Origin of the sequence: Modestobacter sp. VKM Ac-2986 (assembly GCF_026967795.1) — a bacterium.
In the GTDB taxonomy this organism is placed as follows: Bacteria; Actinomycetota; Actinomycetes; order Mycobacteriales; family Geodermatophilaceae; genus Modestobacter.
In genome coordinates, this window is the sequence record NZ_JAPVBH010000004.1 from 356,778 (window position 1) to 383,291 (window position 26,514).

General features: G+C 73.7%; 18 protein-coding genes. 4 read left to right on the forward strand and 14 right to left on the reverse strand.

Annotation, left to right across the window (positions count from 1 at the left end):
* Window positions 1-49: 49 nt before the first annotated feature.
* Both O2W14_RS12855 and O2W14_RS12860 read right to left on the reverse strand, forming a co-directional pair.
* The gene (locus tag O2W14_RS12855) at window positions 50-1,147 is read right to left on the reverse strand and encodes a mannose-1-phosphate guanylyltransferase (protein ID WP_269176487.1); all 1,098 of its coding nucleotides are present in this window, start codon (window positions 1,145-1,147) and stop codon (window positions 50-52) included.
* Window positions 1,148-1,160: 13 nt separating this feature from the next.
* Window positions 1,161-2,057 carry a glycosyltransferase family 2 protein gene (locus tag O2W14_RS12860; protein WP_269176488.1) on the reverse strand — a complete coding sequence of 299 codons (897 nt, stop codon included), beginning with the start codon at window positions 2,055-2,057 and terminating at the stop codon, window positions 1,161-1,163.
* A gap of 170 nt (window positions 2,058-2,227) precedes the next feature.
* Here O2W14_RS12860 and glf point away from each other — a divergent pair, with 170 nt between their 5' ends.
* Together glf and O2W14_RS12870 are read left to right on the forward strand one after the other, a co-directional pair.
* The gene (glf, locus tag O2W14_RS12865; RefSeq protein ID WP_269176489.1) at window positions 2,228-3,415 is read left to right on the forward strand and encodes a UDP-galactopyranose mutase; all 1,188 of its coding nucleotides are present in this window, start codon (window positions 2,228-2,230) and stop codon (window positions 3,413-3,415) included.
* A 5-nt stretch (window positions 3,416-3,420) separates the two neighbouring features.
* Entirely contained in the window at window positions 3,421-5,403 is a 1,983-nt protein-coding gene (locus O2W14_RS12870) for a glycosyltransferase (protein WP_269176490.1), read from the forward strand.
* Between the two features lie 173 nt (window positions 5,404-5,576).
* On the opposite strand, the gene glfT1 is transcribed toward O2W14_RS12870, so the two are convergent.
* From glfT1 to O2W14_RS12900, 6 genes are all read right to left on the reverse strand, one after another.
* Window positions 5,577-6,482: a galactofuranosyltransferase GlfT1 gene (gene glfT1, locus O2W14_RS12875; RefSeq protein ID WP_269176491.1), complete on the reverse strand. Its 906-nt coding sequence runs from the start codon at window positions 6,480-6,482 to the stop codon at window positions 5,577-5,579.
* Complete coding sequence (wzt, locus tag O2W14_RS12880; RefSeq protein ID WP_269176492.1) at window positions 6,479-7,285, reverse strand: galactan export ABC transporter ATP-binding subunit Wzt/RfbE; 807 nt, start codon at window positions 7,283-7,285, stop codon at window positions 6,479-6,481. Before wzt ends, glfT1 begins: the two co-directional genes overlap by 4 nt.
* A 2-nt stretch (window positions 7,286-7,287) precedes the next feature.
* Complete coding sequence (wzm, locus tag O2W14_RS12885; RefSeq protein WP_269176493.1) at window positions 7,288-8,121, reverse strand: galactan export ABC transporter permease subunit Wzm/RfbD; 834 nt, start codon at window positions 8,119-8,121, stop codon at window positions 7,288-7,290.
* 62 nt (window positions 8,122-8,183) lie between these two features.
* Window positions 8,184-11,939 carry a hypothetical protein gene (locus tag O2W14_RS12890; protein ID WP_269176494.1) on the reverse strand — a complete coding sequence of 1,252 codons (3,756 nt, stop codon included), beginning with the start codon at window positions 11,937-11,939 and terminating at the stop codon, window positions 8,184-8,186.
* Window positions 11,936-12,544 (reverse strand): hypothetical protein, encoded by a 609-nt coding sequence (locus O2W14_RS12895; RefSeq protein ID WP_269176495.1) that lies wholly within the window; start codon window positions 12,542-12,544, stop codon window positions 11,936-11,938. The genes O2W14_RS12890 and O2W14_RS12895 overlap by 4 nt, the downstream gene beginning before the upstream one ends.
* 50 nt (window positions 12,545-12,594) lie before the next feature.
* Window positions 12,595-16,062 carry an N-acetylmuramoyl-L-alanine amidase gene (locus O2W14_RS12900; RefSeq protein ID WP_269176496.1) on the reverse strand — a complete coding sequence of 1,156 codons (3,468 nt, stop codon included), beginning with the start codon at window positions 16,060-16,062 and terminating at the stop codon, window positions 12,595-12,597.
* Window positions 16,063-16,387: 325 nt separating this feature from the next.
* Here O2W14_RS12900 and O2W14_RS12905 point away from each other — a divergent pair, with 325 nt between their 5' ends.
* Window positions 16,388-17,920, forward strand: a complete 1,533-nt coding sequence (locus O2W14_RS12905) for an LCP family protein (protein WP_269176497.1) — start codon at window positions 16,388-16,390, stop codon at window positions 17,918-17,920.
* Window positions 17,921-17,993: 73 nt separating this feature from the next.
* Here O2W14_RS12905 and O2W14_RS12910 read toward each other — a convergent pair whose 3' ends face one another.
* Both O2W14_RS12910 and O2W14_RS12915 read right to left on the reverse strand, forming a co-directional pair.
* A complete protein-coding gene (locus tag O2W14_RS12910; protein WP_269176498.1) occupies window positions 17,994-19,028 on the reverse strand; it encodes a decaprenyl-phosphate phosphoribosyltransferase in 1,035 nt (344 codons plus the stop codon).
* On the reverse strand, window positions 19,025-19,555 hold the full coding sequence (locus tag O2W14_RS12915; protein WP_269176499.1) for a phosphatase PAP2 family protein: 531 nt from the start codon (window positions 19,553-19,555) through the stop codon (window positions 19,025-19,027). Before O2W14_RS12915 ends, O2W14_RS12910 begins: the two co-directional genes overlap by 4 nt.
* Before the next feature lie 270 nt (window positions 19,556-19,825).
* Between O2W14_RS12915 and O2W14_RS12920 the strand changes: the two genes are divergently transcribed.
* On the forward strand, window positions 19,826-22,042 hold the full coding sequence (locus tag O2W14_RS12920; RefSeq protein ID WP_269176500.1) for an acyltransferase family protein: 2,217 nt from the start codon (window positions 19,826-19,828) through the stop codon (window positions 22,040-22,042).
* Between the two features lie 73 nt (window positions 22,043-22,115).
* Here the strand turns inward: O2W14_RS12920 and O2W14_RS12925 are convergent, their stop codons facing one another.
* From O2W14_RS12925 to O2W14_RS12940, 4 genes are read right to left on the reverse strand one after another with little or no spacing between them, the layout of a single operon-like run.
* Window positions 22,116-22,856, reverse strand: coding sequence for a glycosyltransferase family 2 protein (locus O2W14_RS12925; RefSeq protein WP_269176501.1), 741 nt, complete (start codon window positions 22,854-22,856; stop codon window positions 22,116-22,118).
* The gene (locus O2W14_RS12930; RefSeq protein WP_269176502.1) at window positions 22,856-23,623 is read right to left on the reverse strand and encodes a glycosyltransferase family 2 protein; all 768 of its coding nucleotides are present in this window, start codon (window positions 23,621-23,623) and stop codon (window positions 22,856-22,858) included. The genes O2W14_RS12925 and O2W14_RS12930 overlap by 1 nt, the downstream gene beginning before the upstream one ends.
* On the reverse strand, window positions 23,620-25,839 hold the full coding sequence (locus tag O2W14_RS12935; protein ID WP_269176503.1) for a lysylphosphatidylglycerol synthase domain-containing protein: 2,220 nt from the start codon (window positions 25,837-25,839) through the stop codon (window positions 23,620-23,622). Before O2W14_RS12935 ends, O2W14_RS12930 begins: the two co-directional genes overlap by 4 nt.
* Window positions 25,839-26,459: an HAD family hydrolase gene (locus O2W14_RS12940; protein WP_269176504.1), complete on the reverse strand. Its 621-nt coding sequence runs from the start codon at window positions 26,457-26,459 to the stop codon at window positions 25,839-25,841. Before O2W14_RS12940 ends, O2W14_RS12935 begins: the two co-directional genes overlap by 1 nt.
* Window positions 26,460-26,514 lie beyond the last annotated feature (55 nt).

Below are 26,514 nucleotides of genomic sequence, written 5' to 3' on the forward strand. Positions count from 1 at the left end.
CGACCCGGCGGCCCGGCTCCAGGGTCGAGACCGGAGCCGGGAGCCCCTGTCAGGCGAACCGCGGCCCGAACTGCGCCTCGACCTGGGCGAGCAGCGCCTTGACCCGCTCGGCGTCACCGACCGGGCAGACCATGGTCACGTCGGCGGTGTGCACGACGACGCTGTCCCGCACGCCCACCAGGGCGATGACGTGCTCGGGGTCGTCGGAGAGCACCACGTTGCCCGAGCTGTCCAGGAGCACGGTCAGCCCACGCGTGGCGTTGCCGGCCTCGTCGAGGGTGAGCGTGTGCGCCAGCGCCGGCCACGAGCCGACGTCCAGCCAGTCGACGTCGAGGTCGACGACGACGACCCGGCCGGCCTCGGCGGCGGCCGGCTCGAGCACGGCGTAGTCGACGCTGATCTTCGGCAGCGTCGGGAAGACCTCGGCCAGGACGGCGTCCCGCTCCGGGCCCGCGGGTGCGGCGACGACCCGGTCCAGCCCGGCGGCGGAGGCCGGCAGGTGCTCGGCGAGTGCGTCGAGCACCGTCTGCGCCCGCCAGACGAACATGCCGGAGTTCCACACGTACTCACCACTGGCCAGGTAGCCCTCGGCGGTGGCCCGGTCGGGCTTCTCGCGGAACGAGGCCGCCTCGGCCGCGCCGGGCACCTCGGTCGGGGCGCCCTTCTGCACGTAGCCGAAGCCGGTGGCCGGCGACGTCGGGGTGACCCCGAGGGTCACCAGCGCCCGGGGGCGGACGGCGAGGACGTCGTAGGCGGTGCCCAGCGCGGCGGCGAACTCCGCCACCGGGCGGATGACGTGGTCGGCGCTGACCACCGCGAGCTCGGCGTCGGGGTCGACGTCGGCCACCAGGGCGGCGGCGAGCCCGACCGCGTTCGCGGTGTCCCGGGCCACCGGCTCGAGCACCAGCCGGTCCGCGCGCAGCCGGGGCAGCGCGGCCCGGACGTCGTCGGCGTAGCGCGCCGCGGTGCAGACCCAGATCTGCTCGGCCGGGAGCACCGCCTCCAGCCGGGTGAACGCCTCGGCCAGCAGGCTGTGCGCACCCGTCTCGTCGGAGACGACGTCCAGGAGCTGCTTGGGTCGTGCCTGCCGGGACAGCGGCCAGAGCCTGGTCCCCGAACCGCCCGCCATGATCACCGCGTGTCGCACAGCCGTGCCTCCTTCAGTCCAGCTCGTCGGCGCCGCGCTGGAACGGGGCACCGGCGGCCACGCGGCCGCTGACGTACGAGATCAGCATGCGCAGTCCCAGACCGACACGGAGCACCCCCCGAAGGGGTGCGTTCGCGATCCCCGGGTGCTGCGCGGACAGGTAGCGCAGCGCGCTGGTGTGGTGCGCCTTCTGCATCCGGTGCGGGGAGCGCCGGGTGGCGTGCCCGCCCTCGTGGACCACGACCGCCGAGGGCACGTAGACGTTGAGGTGGCCGCGGCGGCCCAGCCGGGCGGCGAGGTCGACGTCCTCGAAGTACATGAAGTAGCCGGGGTCGAAGCCGCCGACGGCGTGGAAGGCGGCCAGGTCGACCAGGAAGCAGGAGCCCGACAGCCACCCGGCCGGGCGCTCGCGCGGGGCCTCGCGCTCGCGGCGGTAGCGCGCCGTCCACGGGTTGCCCGCCCACGCCCAGCCGACCAGGGCGTGCCCGATGCCGGTGGACAGCCGGGGCAGGTCGCGCGCGGAGGGGTAGAGCTCGCCCTCGGGGGTCAGGATCGCCGGGCCCAGGGTCGCCGCCCGCGGCCAGCGGGCGGCGGCGGCCAGCAGCTCGTCGACCGCGCCGGGGGTGAAGCGGACGTCGGGGTTGGAGACCAGCGCCCATCCCTCGGTGACGTCGGCGAGCCCGGCGTTCACCGCGGCGCCGTAGCCGATGTTGCCCCCCGTCGGCAGCAGCCGGACGTTGTCGTGGGCCGCGCTCACCCGCTCCGGGGCGCCGTCGGTCGAGCCGTTGTCGGCCAGCACCACCTCGGTGGGCCCGGTGGTGGCCTCGGCCAGGGACTCGACGAAGCCGTCCAGGGCGGTGCCGGGTGAGTAGGTGACGGCGACGACGCGCAGCGGGGAGGGGGCGACCACGCACCGACCCTAGGCACTGCCCCCCGGCGCCGCCTCGGACGGCGCCGGAGGAGGGTCCGGACGGGCCCGCGCCGGGGTGCGTGGGGCCGATGTGACGGAACGGGTCTCCACACACGCCGACTCGCCGCCCGAGGGGGCTGGGGGCCCGTCTACCGGTACCGTCGGCGCTCGTGACTGACGCACGCCCTGACCTCGTCATCGTCGGCTCCGGCTTCTTCGGCCTGACCGTCGCCGAGCGCGTTGCCAGCCAGCTGGACAAGCGGGTCCTGGTGATCGACCGGCGCGACCACATCGGCGGCAACGCCTACTCCGAGCCCGAGCCCGAGACCGGCATCGAGATCCACCGGTACGGCGCCCACCTCTTCCACACCTCGAACAAGCGGGTCTGGGACTACGTCAACCAGTTCACCGAGTTCACCAAGTACCAGCACAAGGTGTACTCGATCTACGACGGCCAGACCTACTCCCTGCCGATCAACCTGGCCACCATCTGCCAGTACTTCGGCAAGAGCTTCTCCCCCGACGAGGCCCGCGCCCTGGTCGCCGAGCAGGCCGGTGAGATCGACACCGCGTCGGCGGCCAACCTCGAGGAGAAGGCGATCTCGCTGATCGGCCGCCCCCTCTACGAGGCGTTCATCCGCGCCTACACGAAGAAGCAGTGGCAGACCGACCCCACGGACCTCCCCGCGGCGGTCATCGCCCGGCTCCCGGTCCGCTACACCTTCGACAACCGGTACTTCAACGACACCTACGAGGGCCTGCCGGTCAACGGCTACACCGCGTGGCTGACGACGATGGCCTCCCACCCGAACATCGAGGTGCGGCTGTCGACCGACTACTTCGACGTGCGCGACGAGCTGCCCACCGACGTGCCCACCATCTTCACCGGCCCGATCGACAAGTACTTCGACTACTCCGCCGGCGAGCTGGGCTGGCGCACGCTGGACTTCGAGACCGAGGTCCTGCCGATCGGTGACTTCCAGGGCACCTCGGTCATGAACTACGCCGACGAGGACGTGCCCTACACCCGGGTGCACGAGTTCCGGCACTTCCACCCCGAGCGCGACTACCCGACCGACAAGACCGTCGTGGTCCGCGAGTACTCCCGCTTCGCCGAGCCCGGCGACGAGCCGTACTACCCGATCAACACCGCCGAGGACCGCGCCAAGCTCGAGACCTACCGCGAGCTCGCCGCCAAGGAGGCGGCCGAGAAGCGCGTGCTCTTCGGCGGCCGACTGGGCACCTACAAGTACCTGGACATGCACATGGCGATCGGCTCCGCCCTGACGATGTTCGACAACCGGATCCGACCCTTCTTCGACGAGGGCGGCTCGCTCGACGGCCGCCTGGAGGACTGACCCCCATGACGACCACCGAAGCCGCACAGCCGGCCGCCGACCTCAGCGAGGCGGCCCCCGTCTCCCCCGAGACGGTCAGCGAGCCCGCAGCCGCCGACCTCACCTCGCACAAGGCGGTCCACCTCCTGCAGCGGGTGCTCATGCCCCGCCCGGCCGACCAGCTGAAGGTCCGCAGCCTCTACCTCGACGAGCAGAACGCCGACGAGCGGGTCAAGCAGGACGGCCGCTACGCCGCCACCATCGCCGCCGGTGCCGAGGTCTCCTTCGCCACCTACTTCAACGCCTTCCCCGCCAGCTACTGGCGCCGGTGGAGCGTGCTGCGCACCGTCGTCCTGCAGGTCACCGTCGACGGCACCTGCCGCATCGACGTGCACCGGTCCAAGGCCGACGGCGAGTCGATGCACGTCACCGGTGTCACCCACACCGGTGGCCGGCAGACCCTGGAGTTCGAGCTCGACCTCGCCCCGTTCATCGACGGCGGCTGGTACTGGTTCGACGTCACCGCCGAGACCGACACCGTGGTCAGCGAGTCCGGCTGGTACGCCCCGCAGGCGCCGGTCGAGGAGCCGAAGCTGGCGATCGGCATCTGCACCTACAACCGCCCGATCGACGCCCTGGCCGCGGCCAAGGCGCTGGTCGAGGACGACGCGGTGCTCGAGCGGCTGGCGCTGGTCACCATCGCCGACCAGGGCAACAACCACGTCAAGGACGCCGCCGGCTACGCCGAGGTGAAGACGGCGCTGGGCGACCGGCTGCACGTGATCGAGCAGCCCAACCTGGGCGGCAGCGGCGGGTTCGCCCGCACCATCCACGAGGCGTTCACCACCAGCGACGCCACGCACGTGATCCTGCTCGACGACGACATCATGATCGAGCCGGACAGCATCCTGCGGGCGCGCGCGTTCGCCGCCTACACCAAGAGCCCGACGCTGGTCGGCGGGCAGATGCTGGCCCTGCAGAACCGCTCGGTGCTGCACAGCATGGGCGAGATCGTCGACCGGTCGGACTTCTTCTGGACCAACGCCCCGAACACCTACTACCACCACGACTTCGGCAGCCGGACCCTGCGGGACTCCCGCGACCTGCACCGCCGCATCGACGTCGACTACAACGGCTGGTGGATGTGCCTGATCCCCCGCGCCGTGGTGGAGAAGGTGGGCATGCCGCTGCCGGTCTTCATCAAGTGGGACGACGCCGAGTACGGCCTGCGCGCCTTCGCCGGCGGCTTCCCGACCGTGTCGCTGCCGGGCACCGCCATCTGGCACCTGTCCTGGGGCGACAAGGACGACGCCAGCGACTGGCAGGCCTACTTCCACATCCGCAACCGGCTCATCGCCGCGGCGCTGCACTCCCCCTACCGCCACGGCGGGAAGATGTTCCGGGAGATGATCAAGGCCGACATGCGGTTCCTGATCAACCTGCAGTACTCCACGGTCGAGCTGCACCACAAGGCCTACCGGGACTTCCTGGCCGGCCCGGAGAAGCTCTTCGCCGACATGCCCACCTCGGTGGTGCAGGCCCGCAAGGTGCGCACCACGCACGCCGACGGCCAGGTGCTGGAGTCCTCCGCGGACCTGCCGCTGCCCTCGATGACCACCGCCAAGGCGCTGCGGTTCCGCCGGATCCCGGTGGGCGCCCGGTCGATCGGCTCCACGCTGGTCAAGGCGCTGGCGCACAACACCCGCCCGGTGGCCCCGGAGAACGTCGAGACCCCGCAGCTGAACCTGGCGTTCCAGGACGCCCAGTGGTTCCTGCTGTCCCGGCTCGACAGCGCCACCGTCGGCACCGCCGACGGCCGTGGGGTGACCTTCCGGCGCCGTGACCCGGCGACCTTCCGCCGGCTGGCCGCCACCTCGCTGCAGCTGCTGCGGCAGATGTCGACCGACTTCCCGACCCTGACCGAGCGGTACCGGGCCGCGGCCGGCGAGCTCACCTCCATCGACCGCTGGACCACGGCGTTCGACGAGTGGGGCTACGAGCGCGTCTGACCCCCGCAGCAACGACTGAGGCCCCCGACCACACGGTCGGGGGCCTCAGTCGTTCCGGCCTCTCTGCAGGGCCCCGCCGCGAGCTCGCGAGTGGTGGGGGGCAGAGAGGTCCTTCGTCTGCTGCAGGGGCCCACCACGAGCCTGCGAGTGGTGGGGGGCAGCAGGGTCCTTCCTCAGGCCCCGGGGCGGCTGAAGCGCTCGCGGCGGCCGGACCGGGTCAGCCGCAGCCACTCCCGGAAGCCGGCGCGGTCGCGGCGGGTGACGAGGAAGAACCAGCCGAACCGGACGAACTCCAGCGGCAGCAGCCACCGCATGCCGGGCTGGGCCATCAGGTAGCCGCGGTTGCGGTAGGTGAAGAAGCGCTTGACGTCGTTGCCCGGGTACTGCGCCGACAGCCGGCCGCCGAGGATCGGCTCGAACTCCGTCGTCCCCTCGGGGTGCAGGTAGGCCGCCGCGGTGCAGGTGCCGAAGGGCAGCCCGGCGCGCAGCAGCCGGCGGTGGACCTCGGTCTCGTCGCCACGGAAGAACAGCCGGTAGTCGGGGACGCCGACGACGTCGAGGGCCTCGGCCCGGAACAGCGCGCCGTTGAACAGCGAGGCGTAGCTGGGCAGCAGCTCGACGCCGGCGAAGTCGCTGCGGCGGCGGCGCCAGCGCAGCCCGCGGCGGAGCGGGAAGGCCAGCTTGTCCGGGTCGGCCTGGTCGGTGACCAGCGGGGAGACCTCGGCCAGGCCGTGGCGCTCCGCGCAGTCCATCAGCGTCCGGAGCACCTGGTCGTCGGCGGGGCGGCCGTCGTCGTCGGCGCACCACACCCAGTCCGCCCCCAGGGCCAGGGCGTGCAGCATGCCCAGGGCGAAGCCACCGGCCCCGCCGAGGTTGCGCTCGCTGGGCAGGTAGGTGACCGGCAGCCCGCTGGCGGCGACGACGTCCTCGGCGGACTGGTCGGGGCCGTTGTCGACGACGACCACGTGGTCGGGCCGGCGGGTCTGGCCGGCGATCGCCGCGAGGCTGGCCGTGAGCAGCTCCCGGCGGTGCCGGGTGACGATCACGGCGACCACCCGGCCGCCGTCCGCCGGGCTCACGCCTCGGCGCTCCCGCGCTCGCGGCTGGTCTTCTCCGGCGTCCGGTAGTCATCGCCCTTGTATGCCTTGAGGACGTCCTCGAGGTCGCCGTGGGCCTTGATCTGGCCGTGCTCCATCCAGATCGCGGTGTCGCAGAGGTCGCGGAGGAAGGCGTCGGAGTGCGAGGCGAACACCAGCAGACCGGAGCGCTCGACCAGTTCCTTGAGCCGCTTCTTGGACTTGTCCAGGAAGTTGGAGTCGACCGCGCCGATCCCCTCGTCCAGCAGCAGGATCTCCGGGTCGATGCTGGTGACCACACCCAGGGCCAGCCGCACGCGCATGCCGGTGGAGTAGGTGCGCAGCGGCATGCGGAGGAAGTCGCCGAGCTCGGTGAACTCGGCGATGTCGTCGACCCGCGCCTCCATCTCCTTGCGCGTCATGCCGAGGAACAGCCCGCGCACGATGATGTTCTCCAGGCCCGAGACCTCCGGGTCCATGCCGACGCCGAGGTCGAACACCGGCGCGACCCGCCCGTTGATCGAGGCGGTGCCGCGGGTGGGCTCGTAGATGCCCGACAGCAGGCGCAGCAGCGTGGACTTGCCCGCTCCGTTGTGCCCGACCAGGCCCACCCGGGCCCCGTGCTCGAGGTGCACGTCGATGTCGCGCAGCGCCTCGATGATCGGGACCTTGCTGCCGCTGGCGATGTTGCCACCGACCAGGCCCATCACCGTCTTCTTCAGCGACCGGCTGCGGGCGTCGAAGATCGGGAAGTCGACGCAGGCCCCCCTGGTGTCGATGCTGACCTGCTGCATTGTCGAGGACATGCTCACACCCAATACGAGACGCGGGCGCGGTACCGGCGCAGCACGACCATCGTGAGCGCCCAGCCCACGACGGTGATGGCCAGGACCACGATCCAGTGGTGCAGTAGCTGGTCCTGCCCGAGCAAGGGACGCCGGACGATCTCCAGGAAGTGCAGGAAGGGGTTGAACTCGGCGAGCTTCGCGCGCTCGGCGATCGTCGGGTTGGGGCTGCGGGCCAGCTCGTCGTAGATCCAGACGATCGGCGTCAGGAAGAAGGCGAGCTGGACGATCGACTGCGCGATCGGGACGAAGTCGCGGAACCGGGTGGCGACGATGCCCAGCAGCAGGGCCGCCCAGGCGCCGTTGAGCGCGAGCAGCCCGAACGCCGGGATCACGGCCAGGGCGGTCCACTTCAGGTCCTGGTGGAAGATGAAGAGCATGACCACGTAGACCACGAGGTTGTGCAGGAAGAACAGCGTCTGCCGCCACACCAGCCGGTAGATGTGCACGCTCAGCGGTGCCGGCAGGTGGGTGATCAGGCCGACGTTGGAGGTGAACACCTCCGCACCCTCGTTGATGCAGCCGGAGATGAAGCCCCAGACGATGAAGCCCACCAGGACGTGGGGCAGCTGGATGGCCAGGTCGTTGTCGAACAGGCCGGCGTAGAGCGTCCCCAGCGCGATGGCCGTGACGGCCATCGTCAGCGAGATCCAGATCGGCCCCAGGAACGAGCGGCGGTACCGCTGGCGGATGTCCTGCCAGCCGAGGTGTCCCCACAGAGCGCGCTGTGCCCACCCCCGGCGGAGATCGGACACGGCCGCGCCGAAGGTCGACCCGGTCAGCTGAGCAGTTGCCACGGATCCCACGCTACCTGGGCCCACCTGCCGCTCCACGTCGGCAGGCAGGACTGCGGGCACCGTCACGAACCAGCGTTCACAGAGACCACACCGGCACCGGACACGCTGATCGTGCCCCGCTGGAAGTCCTGCACGGTGCCCCCGCCGGCCGCCGTCCGGACGTCGCCCGTCGGGTAGCCCAGCGACCCGTTCTCCCAGCCGGTGCGGGCCCAGGCGTCGCGGACCGCGCCGCGGACGGCGTGCGCCCCGGTGACGGGCGTCCAGTAGACCGACCCGCCCTGGAACTGCACGAACCGCCCGCCGCCGGACAGCGCCACCGTGTCGGTGGTCGGCCAGCCCAGCGGACCGTTCTCCCACCCCTGCGCCTCCCAGGCGGGGAAGAGCTCCTTCACGACCACGCGGGCGCCGGTCGTGGGACCGGCGTAGACCGAGCCGCCCTGGAACGTCTGGAACGACCCACCCGCGGCCAGTGACCGCTCGGCACCCGTGGGGTAGCCGAGCCCGCCGTTCTCCCAGCCGGCCCGGCCCCACGCATCGCGGACCGCGCCGCGGACGACGTGCGCGCCGGTGCCGGGCGTCCAGTAGACCGACCCGCCCTGGAACTGCACGAACCGCCCACCACCGGACAGCGCCACCGTGTCGGTGGTCGGCCAGCCCAGCGGACCGTTCTCCCACCCCTGCGCCTCCCAGGCGGGGAAGAGCTCCTTCACGACCACGCGGGCGCCGGTCGTGGGACCGGCGTAGACCGAGCCGCCCTGGAACGTCTGGAACGACCCACCCGCGGCCAGTGACCGCTCGGCACCCGTGGGGTAGCCGAGCCCGCCGTTCTCCCAGCCGGCCCGGCCCCACGCATCGCGGACCGCGCCGCGGACGACGTGCGCGCCGGTGCCGGGCGTCCAGTAGACCGACCCGCCCTGGAACTGCACGAACCGTCCCCCGCCGGAGAGCGCGACGGTGCCGGCGGTCGGGTACCCCAGCGGGCCGTTCTCCCAGCCCTGCGCACCCCACGCGGGGAACAGCTCCCGCGCGACCGCACGCGCCCCGGTCGTCGGGCCGGCGTAGACCGAGCCGTTCTCGAACTGCTGGAACGACCCGCCGCCGGCCAGCGGCCGGACCTCCGAGGTCGGGAAGCCCAGCGGCGCCACGCCCTGCACGGCGGCCGCAGCCGCCTCGAACGCGGTGGTCACCGCCTGGGCGCCCGCGGCCGTCACGTAGACCGTGCCGCCGGCGAAGGACTGGGTGAGCACACCCGGGGTCGCCGTGACCGCCGGGCCCGCGGGGTGGCCCAGCGGGCCGTGCTCCCAGCCCGACCGCGCCCACACCGCACGCACCTGGGCCGGCACCGTCGTCACCCCGGAGGCGGTCCGGTACAGCGACCCGCCCTCGAAGTGCTGGAACGTCGCCGTCCCGTCGGGGGTACGGCCGGCGTCGGACGTGGGCAGGCCCAGCGCACCGCCGGGGCCGCCCGCCGCATCGAGGTCGGCCAGCATCGCACCGGAGACGGCGTGGCTGCCGGTCGTCGCGGACGCGTAGACCCGTCCGCCCTGGAACTCGCCCACCTGACCGCGTCCACCCGGGACGTCGGCCGCGTCGGCCACCGGCCAGCCCAGCGGGCCGGTCTCGGCACCTGCGGCCACCCAGCCGGTGCGGACGGCGTCGGGCACCGTGCGCGCACCGGTCGTCGCCGTCCAGTACAGCCAGGCGGTCTGGAAGCGCTGCGCGCACCCGCCCGCGGCGAGGCCGCAGGTGGTGTCGCCGGCCGGGTAGCCCAGCGGGCCGGTCTCCCCGCCCGAGGCCGCCCACTTGTCGCGCACCGCACCGGGCAGCACCACGTGGGCGCCGCTGTCCGGGGACCAGTAGACGGAGCCGCGCTCGAAGTCGGCGACCTCACCGCGCCCGTCGGGCAGCCGGGCCTGGTCGCGGACCGGGTAGCCCAGCCGGCCGCCCTCCCAGCCGGTGGTCCCCCACTCCGTGCGCACGGGCCCGGAGACCGTGTGCGCCCCCGTGGCCGGCGACCAGTAGACCGACGCCCCCTGGAACGCCTGGAAGCAGCCGCCACCGGCCAGCCCGCAGGTGGAGTCGCCGGTGGGCATGCCCAGCGGCCCGCGCTCCCAGCCGCCGGCGGCCCACCTGTCCCGGACGGCGCCCGGGAGCACGATGCGCGCACCGGTGGCCGCGGAGGCGTAGACCGAGCCGCGCTGGAACTCCACGAAGGTGCCCGCACCGCCGAGGACGGTGGTCTGGTCACCGACCGGGTAGCCGAGCCGGCCGCCCTCCCAGCCCGTCGTGCCCCAGCGGTCGCGGACCTGGCCGCCCACCGTGTGCGCGCCGGTCGCCGGCGACCAGTAGACCGAGGCCCGCTCGAAGGCCTGGAAGCAGCCGCCGCCGGCCAGCCCGCAGGTGGTGTCACCGACCGGGTAGCCCAGCGGGCCGCCCTCCCAGCCCGAGGCCGCCCACTTGTCGCGCACCGCACCGGGCAGCACCACGTGGGCGCCGCTGGCCGGGGACCAGTAGACCGACCCGCGCTGGAACTCCGCGATCTCGCCGCGCCCGTCGGGCAGCCGGCCCTGGTCGCGGACCGGGTAGCCCAGTCGGCCGCCCTCCCAGCCGGTGGTCCCCCACTCGGCGCGCACCTGACCGGAGACGGTGTGCGCACCGGTGGCCGAGGACCAGTAGACCGAGCCGCGCTCGAAGTCCTGGAGGCAGCCGCCGCCGGCCAGCCCGCACACCGGGTCGCCGGTGGGCCAGCCCAGCCAGCCGCCCTCCCAGCCGGTCGTGCCCCACTTGTCGCGGACCGGGCCGTACAGGACGTGGTGCACGCCGCTCACCGGCGACCAGTAGACCGCGCCCTTGGCGTAGGCCTGGTAGCAGCCGCCGGCCGGGAGCCCGCAGACCACGCTGGCCTGGGCGCTGCCGAGGATCCCGGTGTTGCCCCCCAGCTCGGCCCACCGGCGGGTGACGTTCGCCGCGCCGGGGACCTGCGTGGAGCCGAACCAGTCGGTGTAGTAGATCCAGAAGTTGCGGTTGCCGTAGGCGGAGCACGCGTCGCCGGTGCCCCGGCCGGCGTTCAGCGCCGCCGCGTTGGGCTGGTAGGGCGTGTAGTTGTACAACCCCGCGGTCGCCTGGTTCTCGACGAAGACCGGGGAGCTGCCGCAGGACACCTCGGTGTCGAAGCGGATGTTGTTGACCACCCCGACCTTCGTGTTGTAGTTCCCGGGGTCCGCTGCGTAGTTCTTGTACTGCCGTGCGGCGCTGTAGACCTGGTTGAAGAAGCCGTTGTACTCCGGCCGGCACGGCGCGGTGTCCGGGCAGGCGAAGCCCATCGCCTCGCGGTAGCGCCTGGGGTACAGGTTGGAGCCGCTGGCGGTGACCAGCCCCTGCTCCTTCTGCAGGATCACCAGCAGCACCCGCTGGCTGATCCCGCAGGCGGCACCGACCTTGGCGATGATGGTCGAGGCGGACTCGTCGCGCGCACCGGCGTAGGCGCCCGGGCACCGCGAGTCGGCCGGCTTGTCCCCGGTGTCCTGCCGGGCGTTCTTCAGGCAGGGCGTGCCGTCCGCGGGCGTCACGCAGGTGGGGTTCTTCTGCTGCAGGAAGGTCTGCACCTCGTCGGCGGACATGGCGCCGCCGTCGAAGAACAACTGGTCGCTGATGATGTTGCCGGCCCGGAACTGCGAGTTGTCGGCCGCCTCGACCAGCGCGGGCGACGTCGTCCCGGTGGTCCCCGGGACCGCGAGGCCCGCGACGGCGGCCGCGCCGCACAGGACGACGAGCAGCGTGAGGACCAGCCGGTGCACGTGCCGGCCGGCGGCGCTCACGGGGTCACCTCGACGCCGGCCTGCGGCGACTCGCCGGTCGTCGTGCCGGAGGAGTACCGCAGGACGGCGGACCACTCCCCTGCCGTCAGCTGGTCGCCGGGGACCCGCAGCTCGGGGCAGGTGGTCGTGCTGGCGTCGGCCTGGGCGGCCGCACGCGCCGTCACCGAGCGTCCGTCCCGGGTCAGCACCAGGGTGCACGTGCCGCCGTCCTCGATCACCGGGCTGACGTAGCCACTGGCCAGGACCGACGCGGTGGCCGGGTCCCAGTAGGAGTAGCTCAGCACCACGTCCGTCGTCTGCGGACGCGGCGGGTCGGTGGCGGCCAGCTCCTCGTCCGGCTCGTCGGCGCCCGGGTCCTGCACGGCGGGCGTCGACGGTGCCGTCCCCGACGACGACGGCGCCACCGCCGGCACCGACGAGGACGGCGCCGCGGCGGACGGCGTGGGTGCAGCGGAACCCGTCACGGGGACCGCACCCCCGGTCGCACCGGCCGCCGAGGGCGCCTGCAGGCCGGCGGCGCTGCCCGCGCAGCCGGTCAGGCAGAGCGCCCCGCCGACGGCCAGGACGCCGAGCCGTCGACGGGTCGCGGACGGGAGTGCGTGCATGAGGACCCCTTCGAGCACGGAGACGGCCCGAGGGCGCGCCAGACCAGCAGTCACCGTACGGTCACGATCGAGGCGCTCCCCGTGATCGACACGCGCAGCGTGCCGCCCTGGAAGTCCTGCTCAGCGCCGCCGTCCGACAGTGGCCGGACCTCGGAGACGGGGTAGCCCAGCCGGCCGCCCTCCCAGCCGTACCGGGCCCACGCGTCGCGGACCGCGCCGCGGACGACGTGCGCGCCGGTGGCGGCGGTCCAGTAGACCGACCCGCCGCCCTGGAAGTGCACGAAGCGCCCACCACCGGGCAGCACCACCGTGTCCGTCGTCGGGTACCCCAGTGGGCCGTACTCCCAGCCCGCGGCACCCCAGGCCGGGAACAGCTCCTGGGCGACCGCGCGGGCACCCGTCGCCGGGCTCGCGTAGACCGAGCCGCGCTCGAACTGCTGCAGGCTGCCACCGGCGGCCAGCGACAGCTCCTCGCCCGTCGGGTGGCCCAGCAGGCCGCCCTCCCAGCCCGACCGGGCCCAGGCGTCGCGGACCGCGCCGCGGACGACGTGCGCGCCGGTGGCGGCGGTCCAGTAGACCGACCCGCCCTGGAAGTGCACGAACCGGCCACCGCCGGGCAGCACCACCGTGTCCGTCGTCGGGTACCCGAGCGGGCCGTACTCCCAGCCCGCGGCACCCCACGCCGGGAACAGCTCCTCGGCCACCGCGTGGGCACCCGTCGCCGGGCTCGCGTACACCGAGCCGCGCTCGAAGGTCTGCAGGCTGCCACCGGCGGCCAGCGACAGCACCTCACCGGTGGGCCAGCCCAGCGGGGCGACGTCCCGCACGGCGGTCATCACGGCCTCGAAGGCCCGCGACACCGGGAAGGCACCGGCCTGCCCGACGTAGACGGTGCCGCCCTGGAACACCTGCGTGGTGCCCCCGGCCGGGGCGGTGCTGACCGGCGAGGAGCCGGCGGTGACCGTCGCCGCGCCCGCCGGGTAGCCCAGCGGACCGTGCTCCCAGCCCGACCGCGCCCAGACGTCGCGCACCGCGGCCGGCACCGTCACCACACCCGCCGAGGTGCGGTAGAGCGACCCGCCCTCGAAGTGCTGGAACGTGGCCCGGCCGTCACCGGTCCGGCCGGCGTCCGCCGTCGGCAGGCCCAGCCCGCCACCGGGACCGCCCGCCGCCTCGTAGTCGGTGAGCAGGACGCCGGAGACCGCGTGGCCGCCCGTGGCCGCCGACGCGAGCACCTGACCGCCCTGGAACTGCACCAGCTGACCGCGGCCGCCGGCGGCGGTGACCGCGTCGGCCACCGGGTAGCCCAGCGGACCGCGCTCCCACCCGGCGGCGCCCCAGGCCTCGCGGACGACCGTCGACAGCACCCGCGCACCCAGCGTGGCGTGCGCGTAGACCGAGCCGCCCTCGAAGTGCGCGAACTGTGCCGCGCCGTCCGGCGTCCGGCCCACGTCCGACAGCGGCAGCCCGAGCGGGCCGTTCTCCCACCCGGCGGCCGCCCAGCGGTCGCGCACGACGCCCTCGACGGCGTGCGCGCCGGTCGGGGCCGACCAGTACACCGAGCCGCGCTGGAACGCCACGAACTGGGCGGCGCCGCCCCGGAGCGGGGTCTGGTCACCGACGGGGTAGCCCAGCCGGCCACCCTCCCAGCCGGTCGTGCCCCACTTCTCCTTCAGCGCACCGGCCATGACCACGCGGGCGCCCGTGCCGGGTGACCAGTAGACCGAGCCGCGCTCGAAGTCCTGGAAGGAGCCACCGCCGGCCAGCCCGGTGACGGCGTCGCGCACGGGGTAGCCCAGCGCACCGCGCTCCCAGCCCAGCGTCCCCCACTTCTCCCGCAGGACGGTCCTGGTGACCACCTGCGCGCCCGTGCCGGGCGACCAGTAGAGGGAGCCGCGCTCGAAGTCCTGGAAGGAGCCACCGCCGGCCAGCCCGGTGACGGCGTCGCCGACCGGGTAGCCCAGCGCGCCGCGCTCCCAGCCCAGTGCCGCCCAGCGGTCCCGCACCGCGCCGTTCGGCACGACCCGGGCCCCCGTGCCCGGCGACCAGTAGACGGCGCCGCGCTGGAACTCCTGGAACGAGCCACCGGCACCCAGTCCGGTCACGGTGTCGCCGACCGGCCAGCCCAGCGAGCTGTTCTCCCAGCCCAGCGCCGCCCACCGGTCCTTCACCGGACCCCGGACGACGCGCGCACCGGTGCCCATCGAGGCGTAGATCGACCCGTTGGCGTAGTGCGCGAACGCACCACCGGGGATCGCCGTGACCGGGCTGGTGCGCGCACCCAGCAGGGCACGGACGGCGGCGTCGGAGTCGTAACGCTGCTGCACCAGCCGCGCCGCGGACTGCACCTGCGCGGCGACCTCGTCCCGGATCTCCCCGAGCCGGGCGTAGCCGTACCGGCCCGGGCAGGCGGTCTGTCCCACGTCGCGGTGCGCGTGGACCGTCGGGCGCGACACCGAGTTGTTCGCACCCAGCCGCGCCGTCCCACGGGGGTCGACGCCGAAGAGGGAGAACTTCCAGGCGATGATCGCCGAGACGGCGTCGACGGTGGCCTGCGGCACCGGCACGAGGTCGTAGTTGCCCAGCATCGACACCCCGAAGGTGCCGGTGTTGTAGCCCACGGCGTGGGCGCCGACGACCGTGCTGGCCAGCCCGCCGTAGCGGCCCTCCCACATCCGGCCGAACTTGTCGACGATGACGTTGTAGCCGATGTCGCCCCAGCCCCGGCTCACCGTGTGGTACCGGTAGATCGACCGCATGATCGCCGGCACGTCGGCCTCGGCGTAGTCGTTGCTGTCCGCGGTGTGGTGCACGGTCGCGGCCTCGATGGTCGGCGCGTACTCCGGGTCCCAGGTGCGGATCCGCTCGTCGGCGCCCCACTGGGCGCGGGAGAACACCGGGGGCATGCCCGGGTCGGCGGCGTGCGCGGTCGCGACCGCCGCCGGCTCGCCGAGGGAGGCGTCGGCCTCGCTGGTGCCCGGGTCGACGAGGTCCAGCCGGACGTCGGCGGGGCGGGCCCCCGAGCGGGTGACCAGCTCGACCTCGACGCCGGTGCTGGCGCCGGTCCACAGCGGTGCCGTCCCGCCGCGCAGCTCGGCCGCACCGGTCCCGGTCCCGGCGTCCTGGTCCGTGGCCTCGGGCGCGATCTCGGTCCAGCCGCCCCAGTCCGCCTCGGCCGCCGGCCGGGTCCGCACCCGCACGACGGTGTCGGTGACGGCCTCGTCCGCCGACCACGTGACGCCGACCAGGGAGAACGGCCCGGTGTCGGGCCGGCTCACGGTCAGCACCGGGGCCTCGGCCGTCGCGCCGGGGACGTCGGTGGCCGGCGCGGTCGCGACCGCGGCACCGGGTGCGGGCTCCTCGACCGAGCCCATCGGCACTGCCTCGGTCGAGGTGACCACCGGCACCGGCTGCGGCTGCGGGCGGGTGACCACGGGCAGCACGACCAGCACGCCGCTGACCCCGAGCGCCGCCACGGCGCCGGCGACCACCCGCCGCCCGCGCCGGGTCAGCCGCACCCGGGCAGGACGGTGCCGGCCCCCGCCGGACGGGGAGCCTCCGGCCGCCTCCACCGTGGCTGTTCCGACGGGTCGCTCGGCACTCGGGGTGGTTCGACGAAGACGTGGCACTCCGTCATGGCAACACGACGCTGAGCGACGAAGGGGCCGACACGAGCGCCTCGGGGACGGGTGGTGCGGGACGTGACTCGTGTGGTGGGACACGGCCGAGGAGCCCGGGACGGGCCCGTCGGCGCACCTATGGTCGCGGTCGATCACGCCGCTGGACGTCTGACCACCCCTGGTCAGCAGACCGACGTCGGCACCCGACGTGAGGGACCAGGACATGCGCAGAGACGAACTCGACCAGCCGGCCCGCCCGAGCCTGCCGCCCCGACTCGACCCCCGGGCCGGGTCGCCGGCCCGACGCGACGCCGACGGCGGTGGCCGCCGCCTGGTGTGGACCGGCCGGGTCACCGCCGGCCTGCTGTCGCTGGCGCTGCTGGTGACCAGCGGCTGGGGCTGGTACCTCGGTCAGGTCGCCGGGGCCAGCGTCTCCCGCACCGACGCGATCCCGACGTCGGGCAACGAGGAGACCGTCACCACGGGTGCGGCGATGAACCTGCTGCTCGTCGGCAACGACAGCCGCGCCGCGCTGACCGACGAGCAGCTGGCCGAGTTCAAGGCCGGCGCCGACGCCGGCACCAACACCGACACGATGATCCTGGTGCACGTCCCCGCGGACGGCTCCAAGGCCTCGTTCGTCTCCTTCCCGCGCGACTCCTACGTGCAGATCCCCGGCCACGGCCAGGCCAAGCTCAACGCCGCCTACGCCTACGGCCGCGCCGATGCCCCGGAGTCCGCGACCGAGGAGGAGAAGTCGGCGCAGGGCGCCCAGCTGCTGGTGCAGACCCTCAGCCAGCTCACCGGGCTGCGCATCGACCACTACGCCGAGGTCGACCTGCTCGGCTTCTTCGAGCTCAGCACCGTCGTCGGCGGCGTCGAGGTCAACCTGTGCGAGGCCGTCGACGACCGCAGGTGGTCCGGCGCCTTCTTCCCCGCCGGCCCGCAGACCATCACCGGCGCCGACGCGCTCAAGTTCGTCCGCCAGCGGCACAACATCGGCAAGACCAGCAGCGACTTCGACCGGATCCGCCGCCAGCAGGTGTTCCTCGCCGGCGTGCTGCGCAAGATGCTCTCCGAGGACGTCCTGCGTGACCTGGGCACCCAGCACGAGCTGGTCGAGGCGGTCTCCGAGGCCCTCACGGTCGACGCCGACCTGGACCTGATGGAGCTGGCGCAGCAGATGCAGTCGGTGACCGCCGGCAGCATCGAGTTCCAGACCGTGCCCAACGAGGGCGTGGACAGCGACGAGGACGCCGGGTCGATCATCCGGCTGGCCGACGCGGCCACCCTGCGCGCCTTCTTCTCCGACCTGTCCGCCGAGCCGCAGCCGGCCGCACCGGAGGCCGCCCCGGCCACGCCCGAGGCACCAGCCCCCACCGCGGCGCCGGCCGACGTCTCCGTCGAGGTCCTCAACGGCTCGGGCACCTCCGGCCTGGCGGGCAAGGCCGCCGCCGGGCTCACCGCCGCCGGCTTCCCGGTGACCGGCACCGGCAACGCCGACTCCGCGGGCTACGACGTGACCGAGGTCCGCTTCGCCGCCGGGGACGACGCGCTCGCCGCCACCCTCGCCGGCCAGGTCCCCGGCGCCGTCACCCGGCAGGTCGAGGACGCCACCAGCGGCACCGTCACCCTGGTGCTCGGCGCGGACTACAACGGCGTGGGCGAGGCCGTGACCCCGGCCGCGCCGGTGGCCGGTCCCGAGACCCCGGCCGAGCCCCCGCGCACGGCCGCGGACACCAGCTGCATCTACTGAGCCGCGCCCGCTGGACCGCACACCGCCCGACCCACCGCCCGGCGTCCCCCTCGCAGGACGCCGGGCGGTGTGCTCACCCGCCGAAGACCGCCAGCGCCACGGTGACCAGCCAGACCACGGCCAGCGACAGCAGCACCCGGTCGTGCAGCACGACGGCCTCGGGCTCGCCGGCCTCGCCCTTGTCCAGGTCGACCGCGTGCCGCAGCAGGCCCAGCACGAACGGCGCGATCGAGATCGCCGCCCACGGGACGCCGTCCCCGCTCGCGCCCACCTCGAAGGCCCACAGGCTGTAGACGGTGACCGTCACCCCGGCCGACATGCTCCAGACGAACCGCAGGTAGCTCTCGGAGTACTCCTTGAGGCTCCGGCGGGTCGCCGCACCCTCGCCGACGGCGACCAGCTCGGAGTAGCGCTTGCCGGCCACCATGAACAGCGAGCCGAACGCCGCGACCAGCAGGAACCACTGCGACAGGGCGATGCCGGCCGCCACGCCACCGGCCACGGTGCGCAGCAGGAAGCCCGAGGCCACGATCGCCAGGTCGATGACCGGCTGGTGCTTGAGCGCGAAGCAGTACGCCAGCTGCAGGACGGCGTAGACCCCGAGCACCCACGCCAGCTCCGGGCGGGCCAGCAGCGCGGCCAGCGCGAGCGGGACGAGGAACAGCACCACGGCCAGCCCCAGGGCCAGCGACCGCGGGACGAGACCGGCCGCGATGGGCCGGTGCCGCTTGACCGGGTGCCGCCGGTCCTCCTCGACGTCGACCGCGTCGTTGACCAGGTACACGGCCGAGGAGGTCGCGCAGAAGAGCAGGAAGGCCAGCAGGCTGGCGCGCAGGACGTCGGCCTCGACGATCAGGCCCGACGCCAGCGGCGCGGCCAGCACCAGGACGTTCTTGACCCACTGCCGGGGCCGCAGCGCACGGACCAGGCCCCAGGGCAGCGAGCCGCGGAACCCGGCAGGCCGGTCACCGCCGGCGGCCAGCGGCGACCCGGCGTCCCCCGCCGGGGTCACCGTGCCCTCCGGGGCCGGTGGCGTGGCGCCCTCCCGGGCCGGTGGCGTGGCGCCCTCCGGGGCCGGTGGCGTCGTGCGGACGGGCCGGGCGCTCATGCCAGGGCCCCGGTGCCGGCGACCCGACGGACGCCGGCACCCACCGCGGTGCCCAGCAGCGCACCGGCGAGGACGTCGCTGGGCCAGTGGACGCCCAGCAGCACCCGGGAGACCGCCATCGCGCCCAGCGCACCGACCATCACCGGCCGGCCCACCATCGGGGCGTAGCCGACGACGGCCGCCGCGGTGGAGGTGGCGTGCGCGCTGGGGAAGGACAGCCCGCTGTGCACCCCGCCCAGGTGCGGCACGTGCTCCAGCGCCGGACGGGCGCGGCGCACCACCCGCTTGGCGGCCACGGCCGAGGCGTGCGCGAGGGCGACGCCCGCCGCCCCGGCGGCCCACTCCCGGCGGCGTCTCCCGCCGGCCCAGCCGAGGGCGCCCAGCACCAGCCAGCCGCGCGCGTGCTCGCCGAACCAGGAGACGGCCGAGGCAGCGGGGACGGCCGTCCCGCTCCCGAGCCCGTGTCGCAGCTCCACCAGGACGGCCACCTCGGCCCGCTGCAGCCGCTCGCTCCAGGTCGTGGTCATCAGATCGACCTTACGGGCACCGGGGGGCGGGTACCTCACGAGCCGGGCGGGGCCGTCCGGCGGACGGGCCGGGCCGCGCCGGGCGGCGGGAGGCGCGACCCGTGGGTCGGGTGGTGCCACCGGGTCGCGACGGCGCCGTGGGGCAGCCACGCAGGTGGACGGCGGGCCGGCGGGCCGTCTGCCGCGCTTACCCTCAGGAGGCACCGACAGCCCGGTGGACCCGCCGTCCCCTCCGGGACGGGGCTCCGCCGGACGGGGAACGGGGAGAGCGTGAGGGGTCGCAGCAGCGTGGTGGTCGAGGGGTCAGGAGCGACCGCGCAGGCGCCGGTCGACGACCGCACCGAGCGGATCCCGACCGTCGGGCTCCCCTCGTCCCCGCCACGGGTCGCGCCGCCGGCACCCCCAGGGCCGGCGGCCTCGGCCGTCCGGGTCGAGATCCAGGCGCTCCGCGCCCTCGCCGTCTCGCTGGTCGTGCTCTACCACGTGGTCCCGCTCCGGATGCCCGGCGGTTACGTCGGCGTCGACGTCTTCTTCGTCGTGTCCGGCTTCCTGATCACCGGGCACCTGGTGCGCGAGGTCGAGCGCAACGGCCGGGTCCGGCTGGGGCACTTCTGGGCCCGCCGTGCCCGGCGGCTGCTGCCCGCGGCCCTGCTGGTCCTGCTCAGCACCGCGGTCGCGGTCTTCCTCTGGGTGCCCCAGACCTACTGGCAGCAGTTCCTCCGCGAGATCGGCGCCTCCGCGCTGTACGTGGAGAACTGGGTGCTCGCCGGTGACGCCGTCGACTACCTGGCCCACACCAACGCCGCCTCGCCCGCACAGCACTACTGGTCGCTGTCCACCGAGGAGCAGTTCTACCTGCTCTGGCCGCTGCTCATCGTCGCGGCGACCTGGCTCGCGGTCCGGCTGGGCGCGCGCCGCCGCACGGTGCTCGTCGCGCTGCTGGGGACCCTCACCGTCGCCTCGTTCGCCTACTCGCTGTGGACGACGCGGACCAGCCCGCCGGCGGCCTACTTCACCACCCCCGCCCGGGCCTGGCAGTTCGGCCTGGGCGGGCTGCTGGCCCTCGTGGCGGCGACCCCGCTGCAGGACCGCCACCGGCTCCGCGCCGTCGTGTCCTGGGCCGGCTTCGGCGCGATCGCGCTCAGTGCGCTCACCTTCACCGCGCAGACGCCGTTCCCCGGCACCGCCGCGCTCCTGCCCGTCCTGGGCACCGTGGCGGTCATCTGGGCCGGGGCACCGGCGGGCGACTGGAGCCCCACGGCGGTGGCCCACTTCGGCCCGGTCCGCTTCCTCGGCGACGTGTCGTACTCGGCCTACCTGTGGCACTGGCCGCTGGTGGTCGTCCTCCCGTTCGCCCTCGGCCACGACCTCGGCACCCGGTCCAAGATCGCCGTGCTGCTCGCCACCGTCGTCCTCGGCTGGGCCACCAAGGTGGCGGTGGAGGACCCGGTCCGCACCGGCACGCCGCTGGCCAGGCGGGGCCTCGGGACGACGTTCGCCGCCACCGCGGTGGCCACCGCGGTGGTCCTCGGCGTCGCCGGCGGCGGGTGGTTCTACGTCCAGTCGCGGGTGGAGGGGGCACGCGCGGCCGCGGCGGCCTTCGCCACCGGCGGCGACCCCTGCTTCGGCGCGGGCGCGACCGACGCACAGCGCCAGTGCGGCGACCCGTACGCCTACACCGACACGGTGGACACGACGTTCGCCAAGTCCGACCTCTCCGCCGGCATGCCCTGCCTGCAGGGCGGGACGGCCACCGAGCTGAAGACCTGCCGGTACGGCAGCGCCGACGCGACCGAGACCGTCGCCCTCATCGGCGACTCGCACACCGCGAGCATGTACGAGGCCCTCCAGCAGGTCGCCGACGACCGGGGCTGGGCCGTGGTGACCTACGTCAAGGCCGGCTGCCCGGTGCTGGGCACCGACCGGCTCCTGGGCGCCAACATGCCCCTCGAGGAGCCCCCGGCCTGCAAGGTGTGGGCGGACGAGCTGCTCGCGCAGCTGGCCGCGGACCCCGGCATCACCCGGGTCTTCACCAGCTACCGCTCGGACATCTACAAGTGGGTCGACGGCTCCGGGGGCCTGCAGGACGCCATCCCGGTCGAGACGCTCCAGGCCCCGCTGCGGACCCTCGCCGATGCCGGCAAGCAGGTCCACGTCCTGCGGGCCGTCCCGACGACCAACGGCGTCCACCTCGGCCCCGAGTCGCGCAACCTCGAGGTCAGCGCCCCGGACTGCATCGCCGCCGCCGGGCGGGTCGACGACCCCTGCGCCGGGCCCCGGGACCTCCGCCTGACCCCGGACCAGCTGGCCGACGCGGCCGTCGCGATGGACGACGACCGCATCTCGGTGATCGACCTGACCGACCGCTTCTGCGACGAGCAGCTGTGCCACGAGGTCGTGGGCGGGACGGTCGTCTACTTCGACGGCAGCCACCTGACTGCCACGTTCTCCCGCTCGCTGGGGCAGTTCATCGCCGCCCAGCTCTGAACGCGGACAGGACGGCGCCCCTCCCGCTGACCGGGAGGGGCGCCGTCCTGTGTCGGGGGCCTCGCGAGAGGGCTCAGACGGGGGCGCCGGTCGCCTCGAAGGCGGCGAGCTCCTCCGGGGTCCCGAAGCAGTAGAAGTCCCCGCGCACCAGGCCGACCCGGCGGCCGGAGTCGATGAGCTCGTTGAAGACCAGCGAGACGTAGTACTCGGGCATGGCGGCGTCGATCTGGCGGGCCATCAGCCGGTCGGCAGCCTCGAGGAACACCCGCGCGGAGGTGAACGAGTAGACGCCCATCAGCGCGTCGGAGGAGATGGCCTGCTTCTCCGCGGTGCGCACCACCAGCCCGTCGGCGTCCACCTCGGCGAAGCTGTAGCGCGGCTCGGTGGACCGGAAGGACAGCAGCAGGCCGTCGACGTCCTGGCGCTCGGCCGCCTGCTGCATCGCCGGGAAGTAGGCGGGGCTGACGAAGGCGATGTCGCAGTCCATGATGACCAGCGGCTGGTCGGGGTCGAGCTGGTCGCGGGCGACCAGGCAGGTCTCGACCGCGCCGCGGGTGTCGTGGTCGAGCAGCACGATCTGCGCCGCGGGCTCGGCGGCCACGACCCGGCGGGCCAGGTCGAACTCCCGGTCGTTGTCCTCCCGGACGACGACGGTGACGGTCTTGTCCCCCGCCCACGGGTCCAGCGAGGCCAGCGCGCGCTGGAACATCGGCACGCCGCCGACCTCGATCAGCGGCTTGGGCGTGGTGACGCCGACCTTGCGGAACCGCGTCCCGAGCCCGCCCATCGGCATGAGCACCTGCAGCGTGGCCATCAGTGCACCTCGTCCCACTCGTAGTCCCGGCCGGTGGCCGGTGCGGTCGTCTGGCGGCCCAGCCGCCACAGCGCCAGGTTGCGGAGCGCCGTCCGGAAGATGTTCCAGTTGCGCGCGTTGGAGACCTGGTCCTCCTCGCGCCACGTGATCGGCACGAAGGCGAAGCGCACCCGGCGGGCGACCAGGTCCAGGATCAGCTCGTAGTTGAACGTGAGCTGGTTGGCGAAGCGCAGGTAGGTCGCGGGGTCCAGGTCGCGCAGCGCGAACAGGTTCAGCCCCGAGCCCAGGTCCTCCAGCCGGCGCAGCGCCACGGCGCTGTAGACGGCGTTGAGCACCCGGTTGCCCCAGACCCGCTTGGCGTCGTAGCCGTGCAGCCGGGACGCCCGGCTGAAGCGCGAGCCCAGCACGGTCTGCGTCTCCGGGTGCGCCTGCGCGTGGTCCAGCAGCAGCGCGACCTCGTCGCTCTTGGCCTGGTTGTCCCCGTGCAGGATCACCACGTGGGTGTGCCCGGCGGCCCGGGCGTGCTCGAAGGCCACCTTGTGGGTGCCGCCGAGGCTGTTGTTCTGCCGGTTCCGGAACACCCGCAGGTTGCCCAGCCGGCCGTTCCGCCGGTACTCGGCCGCCCGCTCCAGGGTGTCGTCGGTGCTCTGGTTGTCGATCACCCAGATCTCGGAGACCCGGGCGGCCACCTCGTCGGTGATCTCGTCGAGCACCCGGCCGATCTGGGCGGCGCAGTTGTACGCCGGGATCGCGATCACCACGTTCACTTGCTGAGCACCTGGTCCGATCTGGTGTCGATGCCGAAGAGGTCGTCGCCCCGGTCGTCCCGGCGCGGGAGGTCGTACTGGTCCAGGAAGCGGTTGAGCGCCTGCAGGCAGACCCCGTAGTACTTGAGCACGGTCCCGGAGTTGATGACCACCCGGTGGGTGAGCATCCGCCCGTAGAACAGCCCGACGTGGAACAGCACCGAGCGCTGCTCGGCGACGCTGAGGTGGCGCGGGATGACCTCGGTGCTGACGAAGTCGGCCAGCTCGGCGTACCGGGCCGACCGGTCGTCGCGGTAGGTGATCTCCGGCATGCCGTCGCGGGCGCCGAGCAGGACCGGCGACTCGTCCTCGTTGAGGAACTCGTAGCCGTAGAGCAGCGACTGCATGTGCCGGGCGAAGTCGATGATCGGGCCGCGCACCTGGTTGTCGTCGGAGGGGTCGATGACCAGGACGTCGCGCGTGGGCAGGTCGACCAGGATGTTGTCCACCGTGAGGTCGCCGTGGATGTGCGCGGAGGTCCGGTAGGTGGCCAGGTCCCGCCAGGCGGTCTCGTTGGCGGTGATCCGGTCCAGGATCGTGGCGAAGTTGTCCAGCTCCTGGCCGTTGACCAGGATCCGGTCGCTCTTCATCGCCTCGGCCAGCGCCGGGTGGCTCTCGGCGGCGGCCTGGACGCGGCGGACGAACCGCTCGCTGACGTAGTCGTCGCGGACGTCCGGGTGCTCCTCGAGCTCCCCGAGGTCGTAGACGCGGCCGTACATGTAGTCCCAGACCTGGGCCAGCTTGGCCGCGGACTCCGCCAGCGGCTGCTCGTGCACGTACTCGAACAGCGGCACGCTGCTGGGCCGGTACTCGAGGTCGATGGCGTAGTGGTCGTCGGCGTGCTCCTCGCGCAGCACGGTGACCAGGAGCGGGTGGTCGGCGCGCTCGGCCAGCCAGTCGTACTGGTTCTTCAGCCGGTGCGCGTGCTCGGTCGGCACCATCTTCTTGACGAACAGCTCACCGCCGGAGGTGGCCAGCAGGGTCACGGCGTTGGAACCGCCCTTGAAGAACTGCACCAGGCTGACGTTGCCGTTGACCTCCAGCCGGTGCATGACCTGGCTGAGGTGCTGGCCGCGGAAGTAGGAGTCCAGGAAGTGCGTCATCCGGCCCGAGACGTCCTGCTCGCGGGCGAGCTTGTTGACGTAGCGGTCCTGCGCCGCCAGCGGTGCGCCGGCGAGCGGGTCGCTGGTGCGCCGGGCCCAGTTGACGAACAGCGCCACGACGGCGATGACCAGCACCGGCACGTTGGCGACCACCCACGAGGCGCCGGCGAAGACGAGGAGCTCGCGGCCACCCAGGCCGCCGCTGCGCTCGACGAACTCGACCACGCCGTCGACGAAGCCGCCGGGGGCACCGTTGCCGATGGCCGGGCCGACCACCGCCGAGGGGGCGGTGGCGGCGATGAAGGCCTGCCGACCGGAGAGGGCGGGCAGCACGGTGACCGCCACGGCGACGGCCGCGGCGAGGTAGCAGACCCAGGAGACGAGGGCGAGCACCCCGTAGCGGACCAGCTGCCGGCGCTGCCGGAAGAACCGCTGGAAGCCGAAGATCACCGACCAGAGCTTGAACCGCAGCCGGTTCTCCAGGTCGTTGTTGAGCCAGCTGGAGGCCCGCCAGGCCACCCGCAGCATGAACGAGTTCTCCCGCACGAAGGCGACGAACGCCACGATCAGCGCGACGGCCACGACCAGCGCGACGACGGCGGTGATCGGCACGACCCCGCCCTCGGGCACCCCGACGACGGCGACGAACACCAGCAGGATCACCGAGACGAAGACGACGTCGATGAGCCGCTCGAGGATGACCGCCAGCAGCGTGTACAGGAAGCTGATCCGCACCGTCTTGGCGATCAGCCAGGCCCGGACCACCTCGCCGATGCGCAGCGGCCAGACGACGTTGAACAGGTAGCCGATGGTCAGGTGCCGGAACTGGCCGGCCAGGCTGCCCCGGCGGACGTTGTCCAGCGGCACCTTGGTGCGGGCGGCGCGCAGCACGTGCCCGAGCAGCTGGACCACCGCGGCGGCGCCGATGACGGCCCAGTCGCCGCCGTCCAGGGAGTCCGCCAGCGCGGTCCACAGGTCCGACAGCGCGTCGAGGTTGAACAGCAGGAAGCCGGCCAGCGAGAGCAGCGCGACGACGATGAGCGCGACACGGCCGCGCGAGTAGGGGTGCGACATCAGAACAGCGGCACCTCGAGCACGGCGAGGCCCGCCGCGACCGCTGCCCGACGGCCGGTCGCGGAGTCCTCGAAGGCCAGCGAGCGGTCGGCGTCGACGCCGAGCAGCTCCAGGGCGCGCAGGTACCCCTCGGGGTCGGGCTTGCTGCGGGTGACCTCGTCGCCCCAGACCACGACGTCGAACAGCGGCGTCAGCCCGTGGACCTCAAGGATCTGCCGGCCGTTGCCGGACTTGGCGGTGCTGACCAGCGCGGTGCGGTGCGTGGGCGCCATCTGGCGGAGGAAGGCCACCAGCGCCTCGTTGACGGTGGTGCGGTGCAGCTCGGCGGCGTAGAGCCGGCTCTTGGCCGCCCGGATGCCGTCGACCTCGGCCTGGTCCACGCCCGGCAGCAGGTCGGGGATGAAGTCGCGGGAGTCCCGGCCCCAGGTGCCGGCGAACTGCTCGGGGGTCAGCTCGTGGCCGAACTCGGCGAAGGCGTCCCGGTAGGCCAGGTGGTTGGCCTCGCGGGTGTCGACCAGCGTGCCGTCGAGGTCGAAGAGGAGGGCCTGCACGCTGCGTGCCCGGCCGTCGGTGTCCACCGGTCCTCCTCCTGCCTCGGTCGTCGTCATGGTCGATGTCATCGTCTGGCTCCCTGCTGGGCGCGCTGGTGGCGCCCGGGTCTGTGGCCCGCCGGTG